13 protein-coding genes are annotated in these 16,928 nt (G+C 68.8%); 8 read left to right on the top strand and 5 right to left on the bottom strand.

Translation table 11 applies throughout. From position 1 onward, the window contains the following. Positions 1–2 precede the first annotated feature (2 nt). The 5 genes from H9532_RS10860 (at position 3) to H9532_RS10880 (ending at position 10,968) form a co-directional block, all read left to right on the top strand. On the top strand, positions 3–3,266 hold the full coding sequence (locus tag H9532_RS10860) for an exodeoxyribonuclease V subunit gamma (protein ID WP_296368317.1): 3,264 nt from the start codon (positions 3–5) through the stop codon (positions 3,264–3,266). After that, positions 3,263–6,910, top strand: a complete 3,648-nt coding sequence (locus H9532_RS10865; RefSeq protein ID WP_296368319.1) for a UvrD-helicase domain-containing protein — start codon at positions 3,263–3,265, stop codon at positions 6,908–6,910. The genes H9532_RS10860 and H9532_RS10865 overlap by 4 nt, the downstream gene beginning before the upstream one ends. Continuing rightward, positions 6,907–8,520 carry an AAA family ATPase gene (locus H9532_RS10870; RefSeq protein WP_296368321.1) on the top strand — a complete coding sequence of 538 codons (1,614 nt, stop codon included), beginning with the start codon at positions 6,907–6,909 and terminating at the stop codon, positions 8,518–8,520. The genes H9532_RS10865 and H9532_RS10870 overlap by 4 nt, the downstream gene beginning before the upstream one ends. 10 nt (positions 8,521–8,530) lie before the next feature. Beyond that, entirely contained in the window at positions 8,531–8,902 is a 372-nt protein-coding gene (locus H9532_RS10875; RefSeq protein WP_296368323.1) for a phosphomannose isomerase type II C-terminal cupin domain, read from the top strand. Between the two features lie 257 nt (positions 8,903–9,159). After that, positions 9,160–10,968: a DEAD/DEAH box helicase gene (locus H9532_RS10880; protein WP_296368325.1), complete on the top strand. Its 1,809-nt coding sequence runs from the start codon at positions 9,160–9,162 to the stop codon at positions 10,966–10,968. Positions 10,969–10,985: 17 nt separating this feature from the next. Here H9532_RS10880 and H9532_RS10885 read toward each other — a convergent pair whose 3' ends face one another. Continuing rightward, complete coding sequence (locus tag H9532_RS10885) at positions 10,986–11,198, bottom strand: hypothetical protein (protein ID WP_136644158.1); 213 nt, start codon at positions 11,196–11,198, stop codon at positions 10,986–10,988. Between the two features lie 239 nt (positions 11,199–11,437). Here H9532_RS10885 and H9532_RS10890 point away from each other — a divergent pair, with 239 nt between their 5' ends. Next, on the top strand, positions 11,438–11,854 hold the full coding sequence (locus tag H9532_RS10890) for an RNA-binding protein (protein WP_296368330.1): 417 nt from the start codon (positions 11,438–11,440) through the stop codon (positions 11,852–11,854). A gap of 83 nt (positions 11,855–11,937) precedes the next feature. On the opposite strand, the gene H9532_RS10895 is transcribed toward H9532_RS10890, so the two are convergent. Beyond that, positions 11,938–12,138 carry a hypothetical protein gene (locus tag H9532_RS10895; protein ID WP_296368333.1) on the bottom strand — a complete coding sequence of 67 codons (201 nt, stop codon included), beginning with the start codon at positions 12,136–12,138 and terminating at the stop codon, positions 11,938–11,940. 128 nt (positions 12,139–12,266) lie between these two features. Between H9532_RS10895 and H9532_RS10900 the strand changes: the two genes are divergently transcribed. Both H9532_RS10900 and H9532_RS10905 read left to right on the top strand, forming a co-directional pair. Further along, positions 12,267–14,057: an ABC transporter ATP-binding protein gene (locus H9532_RS10900; RefSeq protein WP_296368335.1), complete on the top strand. Its 1,791-nt coding sequence runs from the start codon at positions 12,267–12,269 to the stop codon at positions 14,055–14,057. 93 nt (positions 14,058–14,150) lie between these two features. Next, positions 14,151–15,074, top strand: a complete 924-nt coding sequence (locus H9532_RS10905) for an LCP family protein (RefSeq protein WP_296368338.1) — start codon at positions 14,151–14,153, stop codon at positions 15,072–15,074. Here the strand turns inward: H9532_RS10905 and H9532_RS10910 are convergent. The 3 genes from H9532_RS10910 to H9532_RS10920 form a co-directional block, all read right to left on the bottom strand. Beyond that, the gene (locus tag H9532_RS10910; protein ID WP_296368340.1) at positions 15,056–15,280 is read right to left on the bottom strand and encodes a DUF6737 family protein; all 225 of its coding nucleotides are present in this window, start codon (positions 15,278–15,280) and stop codon (positions 15,056–15,058) included. The genes H9532_RS10905 and H9532_RS10910 overlap by 19 nt on opposite strands. Beyond that, positions 15,273–15,713 carry an MgtC/SapB family protein gene (locus tag H9532_RS10915; protein ID WP_296368342.1) on the bottom strand — a complete coding sequence of 147 codons (441 nt, stop codon included), beginning with the start codon at positions 15,711–15,713 and terminating at the stop codon, positions 15,273–15,275. Before H9532_RS10915 ends, H9532_RS10910 begins: the two co-directional genes overlap by 8 nt. 288 nt (positions 15,714–16,001) lie before the next feature. Continuing rightward, the gene (locus H9532_RS10920) at positions 16,002–16,697 is read right to left on the bottom strand and encodes a hypothetical protein (protein ID WP_296368345.1); all 696 of its coding nucleotides are present in this window, start codon (positions 16,695–16,697) and stop codon (positions 16,002–16,004) included. Positions 16,698–16,928 lie beyond the last annotated feature (231 nt).

The raw sequence follows: 16,928 nt of genomic DNA on the forward strand, positions 1-16,928 counted from the left end.
CCTTGCTCACGCTGTATCGCAGCAATCGCGCCGAACTGCTGGCCCAGGTGTTAGCAGCCCAGCTGCAGCTGGAGCCCCCCGGGCCGCTGGAGCAGGTGCAGGTGGTGGTGAACACCTGGCCCACCAGCCGCTGGCTGGGGGAGCAGATCGCCACGGGCCTCAGCGCCGGCATTGCGGCCAACCTGCGCTTTCCCTTCCCCACCAGCCAGCTGCGGCAGCTGGTGGATCGCTGGCTCGATGCGTGCCCGCTCACCGGCCCCGACCCCTGGCGGGCCCAGAACCTGGTGTGGCCGCTGCTGGAGCAGTTGCCCGCTCTGCTCGAGCAGCCGGAGGCCGCGCCATTACAGCGCTGGCTGCAGCAGCGCCAGGGCAACAGCTCCTTGCGCCAGCTCGATCATCCCCTCTGGCAGCTGGCCCGGGCCATCGCCGATGCCATCGACGACTACGGCCTCTATCGCCCGGCCATGCTCGAGGCCTGGCTGCAGGGCAACGGCGTGGATAGCCGCGGCCAGCCCCTCCCCCCGGCGCTGCTCTGGCAGCCGCTCCTGGTGCGCAACCTGGCGCAGGTGCTCCCGGGCGAACCCTTCGGTCTGCGGGCCCTGGCGCTGATCCGCCGGCTGCAGCAGGGCTGGCGGCCAGAGCTCCACAACACCCAGCCGCTGCGGCTGTTTGGCCTGAGCAGCCTGGCGCCGGTGCAGGTGGAGCTGCTCCAGGCGATCTCGGCCTGCCAGGCCGTGGAGCTCTACCTGCTCACCCCCTGCCGCAACCTCTGGCAGCGGCGCGAGGGCGCAGGCAGCCGCGATCCACTGAGCAGCGACTGGCTGCTGGAGGTGCCCGGGCTGGAGGCACGCTTCGGGCGGCTGGGAGCTGAATTTCAACAGCTGCTCGAGGGCAGCGGCGAGAGCCAGCTGGGGGAATGGCGCGAAGGCGATCTGTTCTTTGCGCCCGCCGCCGTGGCCGCCGAGCAGGGCCGCCCCGCCTCCCTGCTGGAGCAACTGCAGGAGCGGCTGGCGAGCGGCAACGCCGATGGCGAAGCCGCTCAAGCGCTGCAGGCCCCACCCGGCGACAGCTCACTGGAGTTCCACGCCTGCCCAGGCCGGCTGCGCCAGCTGCAGGTGCTGCGTGATCGCCTGTTGCAGCTGCTCGCGGCCGATCCCAGCCTCGAACCGCGCGACATCCTGGTGATGACCCCCCAGGTGGAGGCCTTCGCGCCGCTGGTGGGGGCGGTGTTCGGCGACAGCAGCGCCACCGGCGTCACCCTGCCCTGGCGCCTCACCGACCGCAGCCAACAGAGCGAGGCGGGGATCAGCCAGGGGCTCTTGGAGCTCCTGCAACTGGGGGGAGAGCGCTTCACCGCCTCAGCCCTGGAGCGGCTACTGGCCTGCACGCCCTTGCTCGAGGCCCAGGGCCTCACGGGGGATGATGCCGCCGCGATCAGCCGAGTGCTGCAGGAGGCCGGCTTCCGTTGGGGGCTCGATGGCGCTGATCGCGGCGGCGACGACAGCCACAGCCTCGAGTGGGCCCTCGATCGCCTCGTGCTCGGCCTGGTGCTGCCGGAGCAGCCGGGTCTGGCCCCCGGCAACTGTGCCCCGCTGGCGATGGAGGGCAGCGTTGAGCAGCAACAGCGCTGGATCGCCCTGCTACGGGCCCTGTTGCAACAGCTGCGCTGGCTCGGGCAACCGCGCACGCCGGCGCAGTGGATCGCAGGCCTGCGGCCGCTGCTCAGCGCCCTGTTCGGCGAGGGCGGTGAGCGGGCCTGGGAGTTGCAGAGCATTCATGCCGCCTTAGCTGATTGGAAAGCGGTGGCGGAGGCCAGCGCTCTGGAGCTGGCGGCGCCCGTGGTGGCGGAGCTGCTGGGGGAGCGCCTGAGCGAGGGCAGCGGCCGTTTCGGGCATCGCTCCGGCGCCCTCACGATCAGCGCGCTCGAACCGATGCGCGCCATTCCCCACAAGGTGGTGGTGCTGATGGGCCTGGATGCCGGTGCCTTCCCGCGCCAGCGGCAGCGGCCCGGCTTCCACCTGCTCGAGCAACAGCGCCAGCTGGGGGATCCAAGCAGCGGCGATCAAGACCGCTATGTACTGCTTGAAAGCCTGCTTTCTGCGCGGCAGCACCTGCTGGTGAGCTGGAGCAACCGCGATGAGCGCACCGGTGAAACGCTCGAGGCCTCCACGCCGGTGCGGCAATGGCTGGAATGGCTGAGCCGCGAACTACCGCAGCTGCCCCTGCGGGTGCACTGCGCCAACCCGCTCGAGCGCGCCAATTTCCTGCCCTCGGACCCCTGGCCGCCCGCCAGCTGCGATCGCCGCCTGCTGCAGGCCCGCCAACAGCTCGAGCAGGGGCTGGCGGCACCACCGGCACGGGGGCTGGCCTTCAGCGCCATGCCGGCGCCGCCGCCGCAGGAGGCGGAACCCGCGGCCACGCCCGAACAAACCTGGAGCGCGCTGCGCCGATGGCTGGAGCAGCCGCAGCGCTGCTGGCTGGACGACCTCGGACTGCGCCCGCGCGAATTCGACCACCCCGTGCTCGATCGCGATGCCCTGGAGCTGGGGGAACGGGAGCGGGCGACATTGCTGCGCCAACAGCTCGATCCGCTGCCCCCGGCGCTGCCCGATTGGCAGCAGCTGGAGCGGGGCACGGGCCTGATCCCGCCGCGGGCCGCCGGTGAACTGGAGGTGCAGCAGCTGGAGCAGCGCTGGCTGGCCCTGAGCAGCTGCCTGGAGGTGCTCGGGGAGCCGCAGCTGCGCCAGGTCAGCTGGGATGGGCTGGCGGCGGAGCTGCCCTGGCGCGGCCGCCAGCTGGTGTTGGTGCACACCGCCAAGCCGCGCACACCGCAGCGGCTAGTGCTCTGGCTGGAGCTGCTGCTGGCCTGCGCCGCCGGCCTGGCCCCCACGGGCGCCGCCCTGGTGGGCCGGGATGGCCATCGCTTCCGGGTGTTGGAGCGGCTGGAGGCGCTGCCCGCCTCCGCCGCGGCCGCGCAGCTGGAGCAACTGCGCCAGTGGCACCACCACCATCGCCTGCGCTGCTGGCCCCTCCCCCCGGAAACCGGCTGGGCCTATGCCGCCGCGGCCGAGCACCGCCGCTGGAGCGCGGCCCTGGGCGCCTGGGAGGGCAATGCCATGGTGCGGGGGGAACGGCGCGATCCGGTGCAGGCGGTGTGTTTCGGCGCCGATCTGCCCCTCGAGCAGCTGCTCACGCCGGAGCGGCAGGCGCTGGCCCTGGAGCTGCACGGGCCCTTGCTGGAGCGGCGCCAGGAGGTGAAGGGATGAGCCTGATCCGCTTCGATGCCAACGCCATGCCCCTCAGCCCGGGCATCCGCCTACTGGAGGCCAGTGCGGGCACAGGCAAAACGTTCGCCCTGGCCCACCTGGTGCTGCGTCTGCTCAGCGAGGGCAGCGCCCCGCTCACGGTGGAGCAGCTCCTGGTGGTCACCTTCACCGATGCTGCGGCCGCGGAGCTGCGCGATCGCATCGCCCGCCGCCTGCAGGAGGCCCTGCTCCTGCTCGAGCCCGGCAGTGCCGCCACACCAGGCGATGCACCACTGGCGGCCTGGCTCGAAGCCCTGGGCCCCAACCCACCAGCGCTGCTGCGCGGCCGCCTGCTCCTGGCGCTCGAGCAGCTCGATCGCGCTGACATCACCACCATTCATGGCTTCTGCCGCCGCACCCTGCAGCGCCAGGCACTCGAGGCGGGCCTGGGGCCAGCGGTGAGCCTGGAGAGCGAGGGCCGCGAACGCCGCGCCGAGCTGGTGCACGACTACTGGAGCCGCCAGGTGCTGCCCCTCCCCGCCGGCCTGTTGGCGGGTCTGCGTCAACGGCACGTCACACCCGAGCAGCTCGCCTCGCTGCTGGGCAGCCTCGATGGCGACCCGGCCCTGGCGCTCGATCCCCTGCCGCCAACGCTGCGCAGCGAGGCGCCGCTGGCCCCGCAACTGGAGGCGCTCTGGCCCGAGCTCTGGCGGCGCTTCCACCAGGAATGGCTGGATCGCAGCGCCGCCCTGGAAGACGATCTGGCCGCCGCGGCCCGTGAACTGAAAAGCCTGGGGATCGCCGCCAAGCCTTACCGGCTCAAACCCAAACCCGACAAGCTCGAACGGGTGCAGGCCTGGCTCGATAGCAGGCCCGATCCCAGCGCAGCACCGAGCTATCAGGAGGTGCTCAGCCAGAGCGAGCTGCTTGGCTACTTCCACCCCGGCAGCTTCTGCAAGGTGGCGGCGCTGGCCCATGGCGATGGGGTGTCACTGCCGCAGCGGCCGCTGATTGAAGCGATCGCCGCGCTGGTGGATGGGCCGGCGGAACTGGCGCTGCTGCACTTCGCCCATTGGGGCCGCGGCGAGCTGGCCCGCCGGCGCGAACGCAGCGGCCAGATGAGCTTCGGCCAGCTGCTGGAGGCCCTCGATCCAGGCCCGGATGCACAACCCGACACCAGCCCTGATGGCGGCGGGTCGGCGCTGCTGGCGGCCGTGGCCCAGCGCTACCGCGCCGCCCTGATCGATGAATTCCAGGACACCGACCCGATTCAGTGGCGCATCCTGCAGCGGGCCTTCACCGGCGCCGGCTCGCCGCACCTACTGGTGATGGTGGGCGATCCCAAGCAGGCCATCTACCGCTTCCGCGGCGGTGAGCTGGCCACCTATCGCCAAGCGGCCGCGGCAGCTAGCACCAGCTACGGCCTCACCGAAAACCGCCGCTCCAGCGAGGCCCTGGTGGCGGGTCTCAATGTCCTGATGCGGCCCGGCCTGGTGCGCTCCGGCCTGGACGTGCCCGCCGTGGAGGCCCAGGCCCGCAAGGGCGAGCTCCGGCTGGCGGCGGGCGAAACGCCCCTGCAAGCCCTGCCCGTGGAGGCCGCCCAGCTCGAAAGCCGCGTGGCGGCCTGGTGCCAGGCGTTGCTGGAGCGGCGCTTGGTGCTGCGCCAGGGCGACGACGAGCGGGGGCTGCAGCCTGGTGATCTCTGCCTGTTGGTGGGCCGCCACAGCCAGGCCGAAAGCCTGCGCGCTGCCCTGGAGCAGCGGCAGCTCCCCAGCCGGCTGGTGAGCCGCGGCGATGTGTTCGAAACGGTGGGGGCCACGGCGCTGCAGCGTTTGCTCGATGCCCTGGCCAGTCCGAGCGATCCCGGCCGCCAACGGCTGCTAGCGGCCTCAGCCCTGCTGGGCTGGTCGGCAGACGAGCTGCGCAGCAGCCCGCCGGAGCGCTGGGATCAACTGGCCACCGATCTCAGCCAGTGGGCGCAGCAGTTGCCGCGCTTGGGGCTTACCGGCGTGCTCGCCGAACTACTCGCCGCCGACGGGCTGGCGCAGCTCTCGCTGCGGGGCCGGGCCCTGGCGGATCTGCAACAAGCAGCCGAGCTGGTGCAGGAGCAGATGCACAGCCAGGGGCTGGGGGCGGTGGCGGCGGCGGATTGGCTGCGCAACCTGCGGCTGCAGGAAGAGCGCGACCCGCCCGATGCCCACCTCTGCCGCAGCGACGCGGCCCAATCGGCGATCGCAGTGGTGACGGTGCACCGCAGCAAAGGCCTCGAATATCCGGTGGTGATCTGCCCCTACCTGTGGAAAGCACCAGCTCCGGCCCGCGCCGGTGCCCAGCGGCTGGGGCGGCGCTGGGCACCGCCCGGCAACGCTGCGCCGCGGCTGGATCTGCACCTCAATCCCTACTGGGGCCCCGGCCGCGCCGCCGCCGCCCAGGACTACGAAGCCCAGCTGCAGGAAGCCGAACGCCTGGCCTACGTGGCCTGCACCCGAGCCCAACACCTGTTGGTGCTCGCCTGGCCCGGGGCCGAACACGCCGAAGCCGGCAACCCTCTTAGCCCCTGGCTGGAGCAACCGGAGCTGCCCGATCTGCACCGGATCGACCCCGCCCAGCTGCCGCCGCCGGATCGTCCCTGGCGCCCCGATCCCGAACGCGGAGCACTGCAGCTCGGCCCCACCCCCAGCCGCCCGCTCGATAGCCGCTGGGGCCGTGCCAGCTATTCCGCCTGGGCCCATGCCGAAGCAGCGCTGCCGCCCCAGGCCCAGGACGAGGGCCGCGACAGCGATGCCCTCACCGCCCCAGACGAGAGCGATGCCACAGCCGCTCCAGCCGCCAGCGCCCTCTGGCCCGTCCTGGGGCCACTGGCCCACTTCCCCCGCGGCGCCGGCCCTGGTGATGCGCTGCACCGCATGCTCGAGCAGCTCGATTTCACGCAGCTGGCTGAGGATCCGCCAGCCAGCCGGCCGCTGCTGCTGCAGGAGCTGGAGCGGGCAGGCCTGGAGGCTGAGCTGATCGAGCCGCTGCTCGAGGGATTGGTGCAACTGGTGCGCAGTCCGCTGGGGGGTGCTCTGGGCGCCTGCCGGTTGATGGATCTCGCCAGCGGCAGCTGGTTGAGCGAACTCAACTTCGATCTGCCCCTGGCCCACGCTGCTCCCGATCGTCTGGTGCGCAGCAGCGGCCTGGCCGCGGCCTTTGAGCAACATCCAGGCAGCCGCTTCGGGGCGGATTACGGCCGGCAGCTGCGCGGCCTGCAAGTGGCCAGCCGCGGCTTCCTCACCGGCTCGATCGATCTGGTGTTCCAGTGGCAGCAGCGCTGGTGGGTGGCCGACTGGAAAAGCAACTGGCTGGGCCGCAAAAGCAGCCAAGGGCAGGTGGTGGCCTGCGGCCCGGCCGACTACCAGCAACCCGCCATGACCGAGCTGATGGTGCGCAGCCACTACCCCCTGCAAGCGCATCTGTATCTGGTGGCCCTGCACCGCTACCTGCACTGGCGCCTACCGGGCTACAACCCCGCCGACCACCTGGGTGGCTACGCCTACGTGTTCCTGCGGGGCGTGCCAGGGCCCATGGCGGATCCGGAAGCGGGCGTTCCGGGAGTGCTGGTGGACACCCCACCGCTCGAGCGCCTGCTCGCCCTCGATGCGCTGCTACGGGAGGGGCAACCGTGAGCACACTCGCCGCTGCCCTGCACGACACCCTGCGGCGCCGCCAACCAGCGGCAGCCGGCGTGGATCCGGCGCTGCTGCAGCCGCTGATCGCAGCCTTGATCGAGGCCCTGGAGCAGGGCGAGCTGGGCCTCGATCTGCGCCAGGCCGTGCTGCCGGAAGGATGCCTCGAGGCGCTGGCGGCCAGCGGGTGGATGGTGGAGGCGAGGGAGCTGAGCGACCTGGCGAGCGAAGCCGATGCCTGGCCCGACTCAGCTCTGCTCGTGTGCGATGGCCCCTGGCTGCGCTGGCGGCGCTGGCAGGAGCAGCTGCAGCGTTGCCTCAGCGATGTGATTGCGCGGGCCGCCACAGCGCTCACCCCCGCCCCAAGCGCGGGCGCCCTCAAAACGGCCCTGGCGACAGCCGCGGCGGCCGGCCTCGATGCCCAGCAGCTGGCGGCCACCCAAACCCTGCTGCAACGCCAACTGGTGCTGCTTCTCGGCGGACCGGGCACCGGCAAAACCTCCACCGTGGCGCGGATGCTTGAGGCCGCCTTAACGATCGAGCCCCAGCTGCGCGTGCAGCTGGCCGCCCCCACGGGCAAGGCGGCTGCTCGCCTGGGCGCAGCGCTCAACGGCGCACAACCACTGCCCTGCTCCACCTTGCACCGCCTGCTCGAGGCCCGGGGCAGCAACCGCTTTGGCCGTGATGCCCGGCGGCCGCTGGAGCTCGATCTACTGGTGGTGGATGAGCTCTCGATGGTGGATCTGCCCTTAATGCGTGCTCTGCTCAGCGCACTCCCTCCCACGGCTCGCCTGCTGCTGGTGGGCGATGCGGGCCAACTGCCGCCGGTGGGCACCGGCGCCGTGCTCGAGGAGCTCTGCCGTCCGGCCTGCCGCGAGCAGCTGGGCTCAGCCGTGGTCGAACTCACCACCACCTACCGCAACAACGGCGCCATCGCCGCCGTGGCCTCAGCCCTGCGCCAACCACAACCCAGCGGCATCGAGCCACTCGACGCCCTGCGGCCGCAGCTGGAGCAACTGCCGCCAGGCGCCAACCTGCAATGGCTGGAGGCCCCCCTGCCCCAGCTGCCCACGGCTGTGCTTCAGCCCTTGCGTGAGCAGCAACAGCGGCTGCGGGACCTCAGCCAGGGGCTGCGCTGGCAGGGGGAGCAGCTGCATCCCGACGACAGCGCCGCTCTGCTCGAGGCCTTGGAGCAACGCATCGCCCTGAGCCCGCTGCGCCAAGGGCCCTGGGGGGTGGAAGCCTTGCACCGTGCCCTGCTCGGTGCTGCGCTGGGGGCGCCGCTGGAGCGCTGGCCCCTGGGCACGCCGATGCTCAACCGGCTGAACCGCCCGGAGCAGGAGCTCGCCAACGGCGACATCGGCGTACTCGTGGAGCGCGAAGGCCAACGGCTGGTGTGGATGAGCTCCGGCCGGCTGCTCCACCCGGCCCGGCTGGCGGGAGCCGAACCAGCCCTGGCCCTCACGGTGCACAAAGCGCAAGGCAGCCAGTACGGCGAGGTGTTGCTGCTGCTCCCCCCCAGCCGCCACAGCGATCCGCGCCTGCTTTACACCGGTCTCACCCGGGCTCGCCGACGGGTGCTGCTGGTCACACCGCTGCAATCCATCTAGCGTCAAGACCATGACCAACGTGGTGGAGCGCCCCTGGGGCTGGTTTGAGCCGCTGGGCAGCGGTGAGGGCTACCTGGTGAAACGCCTCTGCATTCGCGCCGGCCAGCGCATCAGCCTGCAGCGCCACCACCACCGCAGCGAGCACTGGGTGGTGGTGGGCGGTCACGGCACGCTGCTCTGCGACAACGAGAGCCATGAAGCCAGAGCCGGCTGCACCCTGCTGATCCCCTGCGGCGCCCTGCACCGCGCCAGCGCCGGTGATCAGGATCTGCTGATCGTGGAAGTGCAACGGGGTGCACGGCTCAGCGAAGACGACATCGAACGCATCGCCGATGACTACCAACGCGTCGCCGAGGGCACTTCAGGTGAAGTGTTAGGTTGAGATCGAGACCCTTTGTGTAAGGGCAAGGCAGTTATTCGAAGCACGTCCGCTTCATTACCAGGGTGTCTGCCGGCCTGTCGACGAAGGACATTTCAGGCCCAGCCATTCAAAACGTGACCCAAAACCTTTGTGAGAGCCTCGACAGCTCTGTGGATCAGCGCGTCCAGACTGAGCAACACGTCCAGACGGGAGACCACGTCCAGACGCCATCCGAGCTCGCTCAACACACCGAAAGCGAGACAGACACCGCAGCGCAGGTGAGCGCCGCCCAGGTTGCGGTAGATCTGAGCGCCCTCGATCTCGCCGGCAGCGCCGCCGCCAGCAGCGAGGCATCACTGGAGGTCAGCACCACCGTGATCCCAGCCAAGCCTTCAGGCTTCGCCAGCTTTGGCTTCGCACCTGAGCTGCTCGAGGCCCTCACGGCGATCGGCTACGAAGAGCCCTCCCCGATTCAGAAGGCCGCGATCCCCGAGCTGCTGCTCGGCCGCGACCTGGTGGGCCAGGCCCAGACCGGCACCGGCAAGACCGCAGCCTTTGCGCTGCCGATGCTCGCAGCCCTCGATGCGGAGCAGCGCACCCCCCAGGTGCTGGTGCTCACCCCCACCCGTGAGCTGGCCATCCAGGTGGCCGACGCCTTCAAGAGCTATGCGGTGAACATGCCGCACCTGCGCGTGCTGCCCCTCTATGGCGGCTCCGATTTCCGCGATCAGATCGTGCGCCTCAAGCGCGGCGTGCAGATCGTGGTGGGCACCCCCGGCCGGGTGATGGACCACATGCGCCAGGGCACCCTCGACCTCAGCGGCCTGCGCAGCCTGGTGCTCGACGAAGCCGACGAGATGCTCCGCATGGGCTTCATCGACGACGTGGAGTGGGTGCTCGAGCAGCTCCCCAGCGAGCGCCAGGTGGTGCTCTTCTCCGCCACGATGCCGCCCGAAATTCGGCGTATTTCGCACAAATACCTCAACGATCCTGCTGAGGTCACGATCAAAACCAAGGGCGCCGATTCCAGCCGGATTCGCCAGCGCTTCATCACCGTCAACGGTCCCCAGAAGCTCGAAGCCCTCACCCGGGTGCTCGAGTCGGAAACCAAAGAAGGGGTGATCATCTTTGCCCGCACCAAGGCGATCACCGTCACCGTGGCGGAAGCGCTCGAAGCCAAGGGCTACGACGTGGCTGTGCTCAACGGCGATGTGGCTCAAAGCCAGCGGGAGCGCACGATCGAGCGCCTCAAGAACGGCACGGTGGATGTGCTGGTGGCCACCGATGTGGCCGCCCGCGGCCTCGATGTGGATCGCATCACCCTGGTGGTGAACTACGACATCCCCTTCGATTCCGAGGCCTACGTGCACCGGGTCGGCCGCACCGGCCGCGCCGGTCGCAGCGGCGACGCGATTCTGTTTGTCACCCCGCGGGAACGGCGCTTCCTCGGCGGATTGGAGCGGGCGGTGGGCCGGCCGATCGAGCCGATGCCGATCCCCAGCAACGCCACCATCAACCAGAGCCGCCTGGATCGCCTGCGCCAGCGCCTCAGCGACGGCCTCACCACCGAAGGCCGCGATGAAGAGCGCGCCCTGCTCTCGGAGATCGTGCAACGGGTCGCCCAAGAGAGTGGCGCCACTCCCGAGCAGCTGGCCCTCGCCGCCCTGCAGCTGGTGGTGGGTCCTCAGCCGCTGCTGGTGCAAGGCGATGAAAGCTGGATCCGCCAGGCCGCTGGCCGCGACGACCGGCGTGAGGGTGGGCGTGACAGCATGCGCGACCCGCGTCGCCAGGAGCGTCCCGGCCCCGGCGGCCGCCGCGGCCCCCGTGAGCAATCCGGCCCGCCGGAATCCGGCATGGAGCGCTTCCGCATCGAGGTGGGCTGGCGCGACCGCGTGAAGCCGGGCAACATCGTTGGCGCGATTGCCAACGAAGCGGGTCTGAACGGCCGCAGCATCGGTCGCATTCAGATCTTCGATGCCCACAGCCTCGTGGACCTGCCCCAGGGCATGCCCGAAGACGTGTTCCAGGGCCTGCGGCGCCTCAAGGTGATGAATCGTGAACTGCAGATCAGCCGCTCGCGCGACTGATCCGGTTCAAGCGGGGCTCAGGCGCACAAGCCGGTGAGCCCCTCGGTGGAGAGTTCGCTCGAGAGCAACGTCAGCTGCTCCACACTGAGGCGCTCCACCGCCACCACCAGACTGGGCTGCACGCTCTCGCATTCGCTGGCCACCAGGCTTTGCAAGAGATCAAAGCGATCCTGGGGAGCCAGCTCCCCGTCTTCGCTCCAGGCCAGACTCCAGGGCACGGGTGCCGTCATCGGAGGCGCTCGCTACGAGTGTGGATTTACTGACAATCGGACATTAGTTGGGGATCGGGGCGTTTCTTCCGCTTCCCTTCGGGGTTGCTTCAAGCCTCTTCATGTGGCGCAGCACCCCTGCAGCAGGCGCCAGCCTTGCAAACGGCGCCCCTGTAGGGTGACGGAGATTCAAAGGCTTACTGGCTCCACCCGGAACCGCGCAGCACCCACGGATCAGTTTTCAGGTTCCGCATCAAGGAATGACCATTTACATCGGCAACCTCTCGTTCCAGGCCGAACAAGAGGATCTGCTTGACCTCTTCAGCCAGTACGGCGAAGTGGCCAAGTGCAGCCTTCCCCTCGACCGTGAGACCGGCCGTAAGCGCGGTTTCGCCTTCGTCGAAATGGCCAACGAGGCCGACGAGCAAAAGGCCGTCGACGACCTCCAGAACGTGGAGTGGATGGGTCGCATGATCCGCGTCAACAAGGCCACCCCCCGCCAAGGCGGCGGTGGTGGTGGCGGCGGCTACGGCGGTGGCGGCGGTGGCCGTGGCGGCTACGGCGGTGGCGGTGGCAACCGCGGTGGCGGTGGCGGCTACGGCGGCGGCGGTGACCGTGGTGGTTACGGCGGCGGCGGTGGCGGCGGCTACGACGGTGGCGGCGGCAACCGCTGGTGATCCACCAGTCTTGAGCTTCGGCTCAAACGAAAGCCCTGGGTACCGGCAGTGATGCCGGCCCAGGGCTTTTTGATGCGTCTGGATCAGGCGATCGCTTCGCGTTCCTCAAGCTCCGTCAGATCGTGCAGCTGATCGCGTTGCCACTCGCGGCAGCGCACCTCGCTCACGGGATAGGTGGGCTGCAGTTCGCCTTCGCGGGGCTCCGGCAAGGCGTTGCGCAGGCTGCGGCGACGCAACTGCGCTGTCCAGCGGTGGAAGCGGTGGAAGTCTCGGGTCCGTGTCATGAACACCTCCTGGTGGTGACACCACCGGTCTAACGCCGCCGCACCCCGCCGCAATGTCCAGATGCAACAGATTCACAGACGCATCAAGCGCGCAGCCCTGACGCAGAGGCCTGCTCTTGAATGCAGCGATGGCTTCTTCTCAACCGCCCCTGCAGCGCCTGCTGCGCAGCCTGCGCCCCCACCGCCGTCTGGTGTGGCTCGCGGCCAGCTGCTCGGTGCTCAACAAGCTGTTCGATCTGGCCCCACCGGTGCTGATCGGTCTGGCTGTGGATGTGGTGGTGCAGCAGAACACCTCCTGGCTGGCGGCCTTCGGCGTCACCTCCGTGCCCGCTCAGCTGGGCGTGTTGGCGGCGCTTTCCTTTGTGATCTGGAGCGCCGAATCGCTGTTCGATTACCTCTACGCCCTGCTCTGGCGCAACTTGGCGCAAACGGTGCAGCACGAGCTGCGGCTTGAGGCCTACAGCCATCTGCAGCGGCTGGAGATGGGCTTCTTTGAAGCGAGCAGCAGCGGTCGCCTCATGGCGATCCTCAACGACGACATCAATCAGCTGGAGCGCTTTCTCGATCACGGTGCCAACGAACTCCTGCAGCTGATCACCACCGTGCTCGCCGTCGGCGGCGCCATGGTGTGGCTCTCCCCGGGTGTCGCTGGGGTGTCGTTTATTCCGATCCCGCTGATCCTGTGGGGATCGCTGAACTTCCAGAAGCGGCTTCAGCCTCGCTACCGCGAGGTGCGCGAGCGCGCCGGTGATCTGGCCAGCCGCTTGGCCAACAACCTGGGCGGCATGCTCACGATCAAGAGCTACGCCGCCGAGCCATGGGAAAACCAACGGCTCGCCGAACAGAGCCAGGCCTACCGAGAGAGCAACGCCCGGGCGATCCGTTTCTCCGCTGCGTTCATCCCGCTGATCCGGTTCGCGATCCTGTTCGCCTTCCTGGCGATCCTGGTGATCGGCGGGCTCCAGGCCTGGAGCGGCACCATCGCCGTGGGCACCTATTCCTTCCTCGTGTTCATCACCCAGCGGCTGCTCTGGCCGCTCACCAGCCTGGGCCGCACCCTCGACGACTACCAACGCGCCATGGCCTCCAGCCAGCGGGTGCTGGATCTGATCGACACCCCCATCGCCATTCCCAGCGGTGATCGCCCCCTGCCCCTGAGCCGCGTACGCGGAGCCATCGCCTTCCGCCAGGTCGACTTCGCCTACAGCGGCCGCGAACCCTTGCTCGAGAACTTCAACCTGGAGGTACCCGCCGGCAGCACCATCGGCATCGTGGGTGCCACCGGCTCGGGCAAGAGCACAATCGTGAAACTGCTGCTACGGCTCTATGAGCTCCAGGGCGGCGCGATCGAGCTCGACGGCATCCCGATCCAACAGCTGCAGCTGGCCGACCTGCGCCGCGCCATTGGCCTGGTGAGCCAGGAGGTGTTTCTGTTCCATGGCACCGTGGCCGAGAACATCGCCTACGGCAGTTTTGAGGCGCCCCGCGCCGCCATCGCGCGAGCAGCGGATCTCGCCGAGGCAGCCCGCTTCATCGAAGCGCTGCCCCATGGCTACGACACGGTGGTGGGTGAACGGGGCCAGCGGCTCTCCGGCGGCCAGCGCCAGCGCATCGCCCTGGCCCGCGCCATCCTCAAGAACCCGCCGGTGCTGATCCTCGATGAGGCCACGGCTGCGGTGGACAACGAAACCGAAGCCGCCATCCAGCGCTCGCTGGATCACATCACCGCCGAGCGCACCACCCTGGTGATTGCCCACCGCCTCTCCACCGTGCGCCACGCCGATCAGATCGTGGTGATGGATCAGGGGCGGATCGTGGAACGCGGCAGCCACGACCAGCTGATCGCCGCCGGCGGGGCCTACGTGAACCTGTGGCGGGTGCAGGCGGGCCTCCGCGCCGATGAGGCCCTGCGGCTCTGATCGCTCACACCCAGCCGCCAGCCAGCCCAAAAACTGACCGCTGATTATGCTCCGTTGAAGGGATGGTCAAGACGCGTGAAATAAGTTGTGAGAATGAAGAGTCCAGGCCTGAAGAGCATCGGCATGCGCCCCCGCGATGAGCGCGGCCCGATCCTGATGGCCATCGCCGTGGGCCTCGGTGGCGGCTTGCTGCTGGCAGCGCCGCTCACCCAGTTGCTGGATGGCCCGCCCGCAGGCAGCAATCACCAGGTGGTGAATCCGTTCAGCAGCTGGACGGGCATGGGCGAGAAGGAGGTGGTGATCCTCGGCACCGATGTAGGGGGCGGCAACACCGATGTGATGTACACGCTGCGGGTGGACAACGGCGTGACCAAGCTCACCCAGGTGCCGCGCGACACCTACATCGATTCAGCCCGCTTTGGCCCGCTCAAAGCGAATGCCCTCTATGCCTTCGGCGGCCCTGATGCCGTGAAGCAGGAGCTCTCCAAACACCTGGGCCGGCCGGTGCAGCACCACATCCTGGTGAACCTCTCCGTGATCAGGCGCCTCGGCGATGCCCTCGGCGGCCTGGAGGTGGATGTGCCCAAGCGGATGGTCTACAACGACAACACCCAGGGCCTCCACATCGATCTGCAGCCGGGCCGCCAGGTGCTGCGCGGCCGCGACATCGAGGGCTTCCTGCGCTTCCGCCATGACGAGTTGGGCGACATCGGCCGCCTGGATCGCCAGAAACTGCTGCTCAAGGCCCTCTTCGATCAACTGACCAAACCGGAAAGCCTCGTGCGTTTGCCCTCCCTGCTGGCCGCCGCCGGCAAGGACATGAAAACCGATCTGGGCCCGATGGAAATCGGCGGCCTGATCACCGCCATGGGCGGCACCAAGCTCGATGCCGAGCGCCTGGGCGGCAGGCCCTTCATGCGCGACGGCATCAGCTACTGGGAAGCTGAATGGCCGAGCCCTGCCAGCAACGACACGCCAACCTCCACCAGCTCGGAGCGCTATGGCTCGGTGTTCTGATCCTTGCCCTCCACCTCAGCTCTGTAGGCCGCAGGCACCAGCACCAGAAACAGCCACCACCACAGCAGCACCCCAAACGCCAGCGGCGCCGTGATCCACCAGATCCGCAGCCACCACCAGCTGCCACCCACCGATACCACACCGGTGAGCACGATCGACCAAGGCTGACACCACCACGGTTTGTGGCTCCAGAGGTTCTCAGCCATGGGCCTGACCGGAACGCGACAAAACCAGCAGGGCGAGCAGCAATGCCACCAACGCCATCAGAGGGCTCGCCGCCGCCACGGTGACGCCCAAAGCGGCCGTAAACCAGATTGAGGCCGCACTGGTGAGGCCATGCACCTGCGGGGTGGGGTCGTCATGGCCATTGCCGCGGCGGTCCACCAGGATTTCGCCCGCCCCCAGGAAGCCCACACCGGTGGCCACCCCCTGGATCACGCGGCTGCGAGCCTCCAGATCAGGCCCCGCCGCCAGCACCATCAAGCAGGCACTCAGGCCTACCAAGACATGCATGCGCAGGCGGCTGGGCTGGGGGTGGCGAAAGTGCTGAGCGCGGTTGAACCCCACCGCCATGCCGCAGAGCACCGCCAACCCCAGGCGCATCAGCACCTCGAGGTCGGGACCAACAAGCGCGGGCATAGGTGAACTGCGCTATCACAAGCAGCAAGAGTAATCACTACCCACCAATGGGCACGAAGACAGACAGTGGGCTGCCTGCCCGACACATCTCAGCCGCGAGAATCACGTGACAGCCAGCAGCGGCGTGTGATCAGCCGCTGATCGCAATCGCGGTGGCATCTCAATCTATGAGAACCAGGCCTGCGCCTGCCTTCTTCTGGTTTGACGGCTGGGGATGCAGGGTTCGAGCTCCTGGAGTGGGATGGGCAGCCACTCCATCAACCTGGCCGCCGCATCAGCCGCCGCCATCTAAAGTGCGGCCAGGGCGATCCGCAGAAAGCTCATGCCCCGCTTCCAATGGGGATCCACCTGCCGGCGCAGGCCCGCCAGGCTGAGGGCGTAGCCCTGCAAACTGCCCGCCAGCACAGCGATGGCGACCACCAACAGCAACCGATCGATCCGGCGCGGTTCCCGCAGACCGCTGCCTGTCAGGTGGAGGACACCGGATTTCTGATCGCGATACAGCTGCTCACAGCAGAAGCGCTTCTCGTAGCTCCAGACCCGATCGAGATCGGGTGCAAGGTTGCTGATCAGAAACCACGGCTCCTCCACCGGCAAGCCGGTGGGGTGGGCCAGCACCAGGTTCACGCTCTGGCTGCCATCGGCCCAGAGCCGCACATTGCGGAAGCCCCGGCATTCGCCACGTCGCAGGTGCAACCGGCGTACTTGGCAGCCGAGAGGCGCTGCGGTGCCGTGGATCTCAGTGTCACCGCGCAGGCGCATCACATAGCTCCAACGCGACCGTCCGTTGAACCAGGCGATCAGCTCATCGCAAGGGAAGGCGCGATCGGCCAGCAGCGTGATCGCCCCGAATCCAGCCAGGAGCTGATCCGCCTTCTCCAACAAGGCGATCGAGACCGAGGCGCTGACGCTGGCACTGGGATGCTCCAGCGTCTGCCAGAGCAGCGGAATGGCCCGACCATGGGCCACCACCGACACCACCACCACGCAGAAGCGGTTTCAGAGCATGGTGGTGTCCAGGGCCAGATGCAAGGTGTGGCCTTGGTTTTGCCAGTACTGGATCGACCAGACGATCAACGGGCCATACAGCGTCTCCACATCAATGCGGCTGTTAGCGAGCCAGCGTTGACAGCGGCGCTGCCAGCTGGCCGCCAGGCAACGCAGGGCCGATTCAAAGTCTGATCACGGGTTCAGCTCTGGTTGTCGTCGCGCCAT

It is taken from the genome of Vulcanococcus sp. Clear-D1 (genome assembly GCF_014654725.1).
Taxonomy (GTDB): domain Bacteria; phylum Cyanobacteriota; class Cyanobacteriia; order PCC-6307; family Cyanobiaceae; genus Vulcanococcus.

Coding starts and splice junctions, on each gene's coding strand:
- H9532_RS10865 (WP_296368319.1), top strand. CDS start 3,263: ATGAGCCTGATCCGCTTCGATGCCAACGCCATGCCCCTCAGCCCGGGC.
- H9532_RS10910 (WP_296368340.1), bottom strand. CDS start 15,280: ATGGCTGAGAACCTCTGGAGCCACAAACCGTGGTGGTGTCAGCCTTGG.
- H9532_RS10895 (WP_296368333.1), bottom strand. CDS start 12,138: ATGACACGGACCCGAGACTTCCACCGCTTCCACCGCTGGACAGCGCAG.
- H9532_RS10900 (WP_296368335.1), top strand. CDS start 12,267: ATGGCTTCTTCTCAACCGCCCCTGCAGCGCCTGCTGCGCAGCCTGCGC.
- H9532_RS10890 (WP_296368330.1), top strand. CDS start 11,438: ATGACCATTTACATCGGCAACCTCTCGTTCCAGGCCGAACAAGAGGAT.
- H9532_RS10915 (WP_296368342.1), bottom strand. CDS start 15,713: ATGCCCGCGCTTGTTGGTCCCGACCTCGAGGTGCTGATGCGCCTGGGG.
- H9532_RS10885 (WP_136644158.1), bottom strand. CDS start 11,198: ATGACGGCACCCGTGCCCTGGAGTCTGGCCTGGAGCGAAGACGGGGAG.
- H9532_RS10905 (WP_296368338.1), top strand. CDS start 14,151: ATGAAGAGTCCAGGCCTGAAGAGCATCGGCATGCGCCCCCGCGATGAG.
- H9532_RS10875 (WP_296368323.1), top strand. CDS start 8,531: ATGACCAACGTGGTGGAGCGCCCCTGGGGCTGGTTTGAGCCGCTGGGC.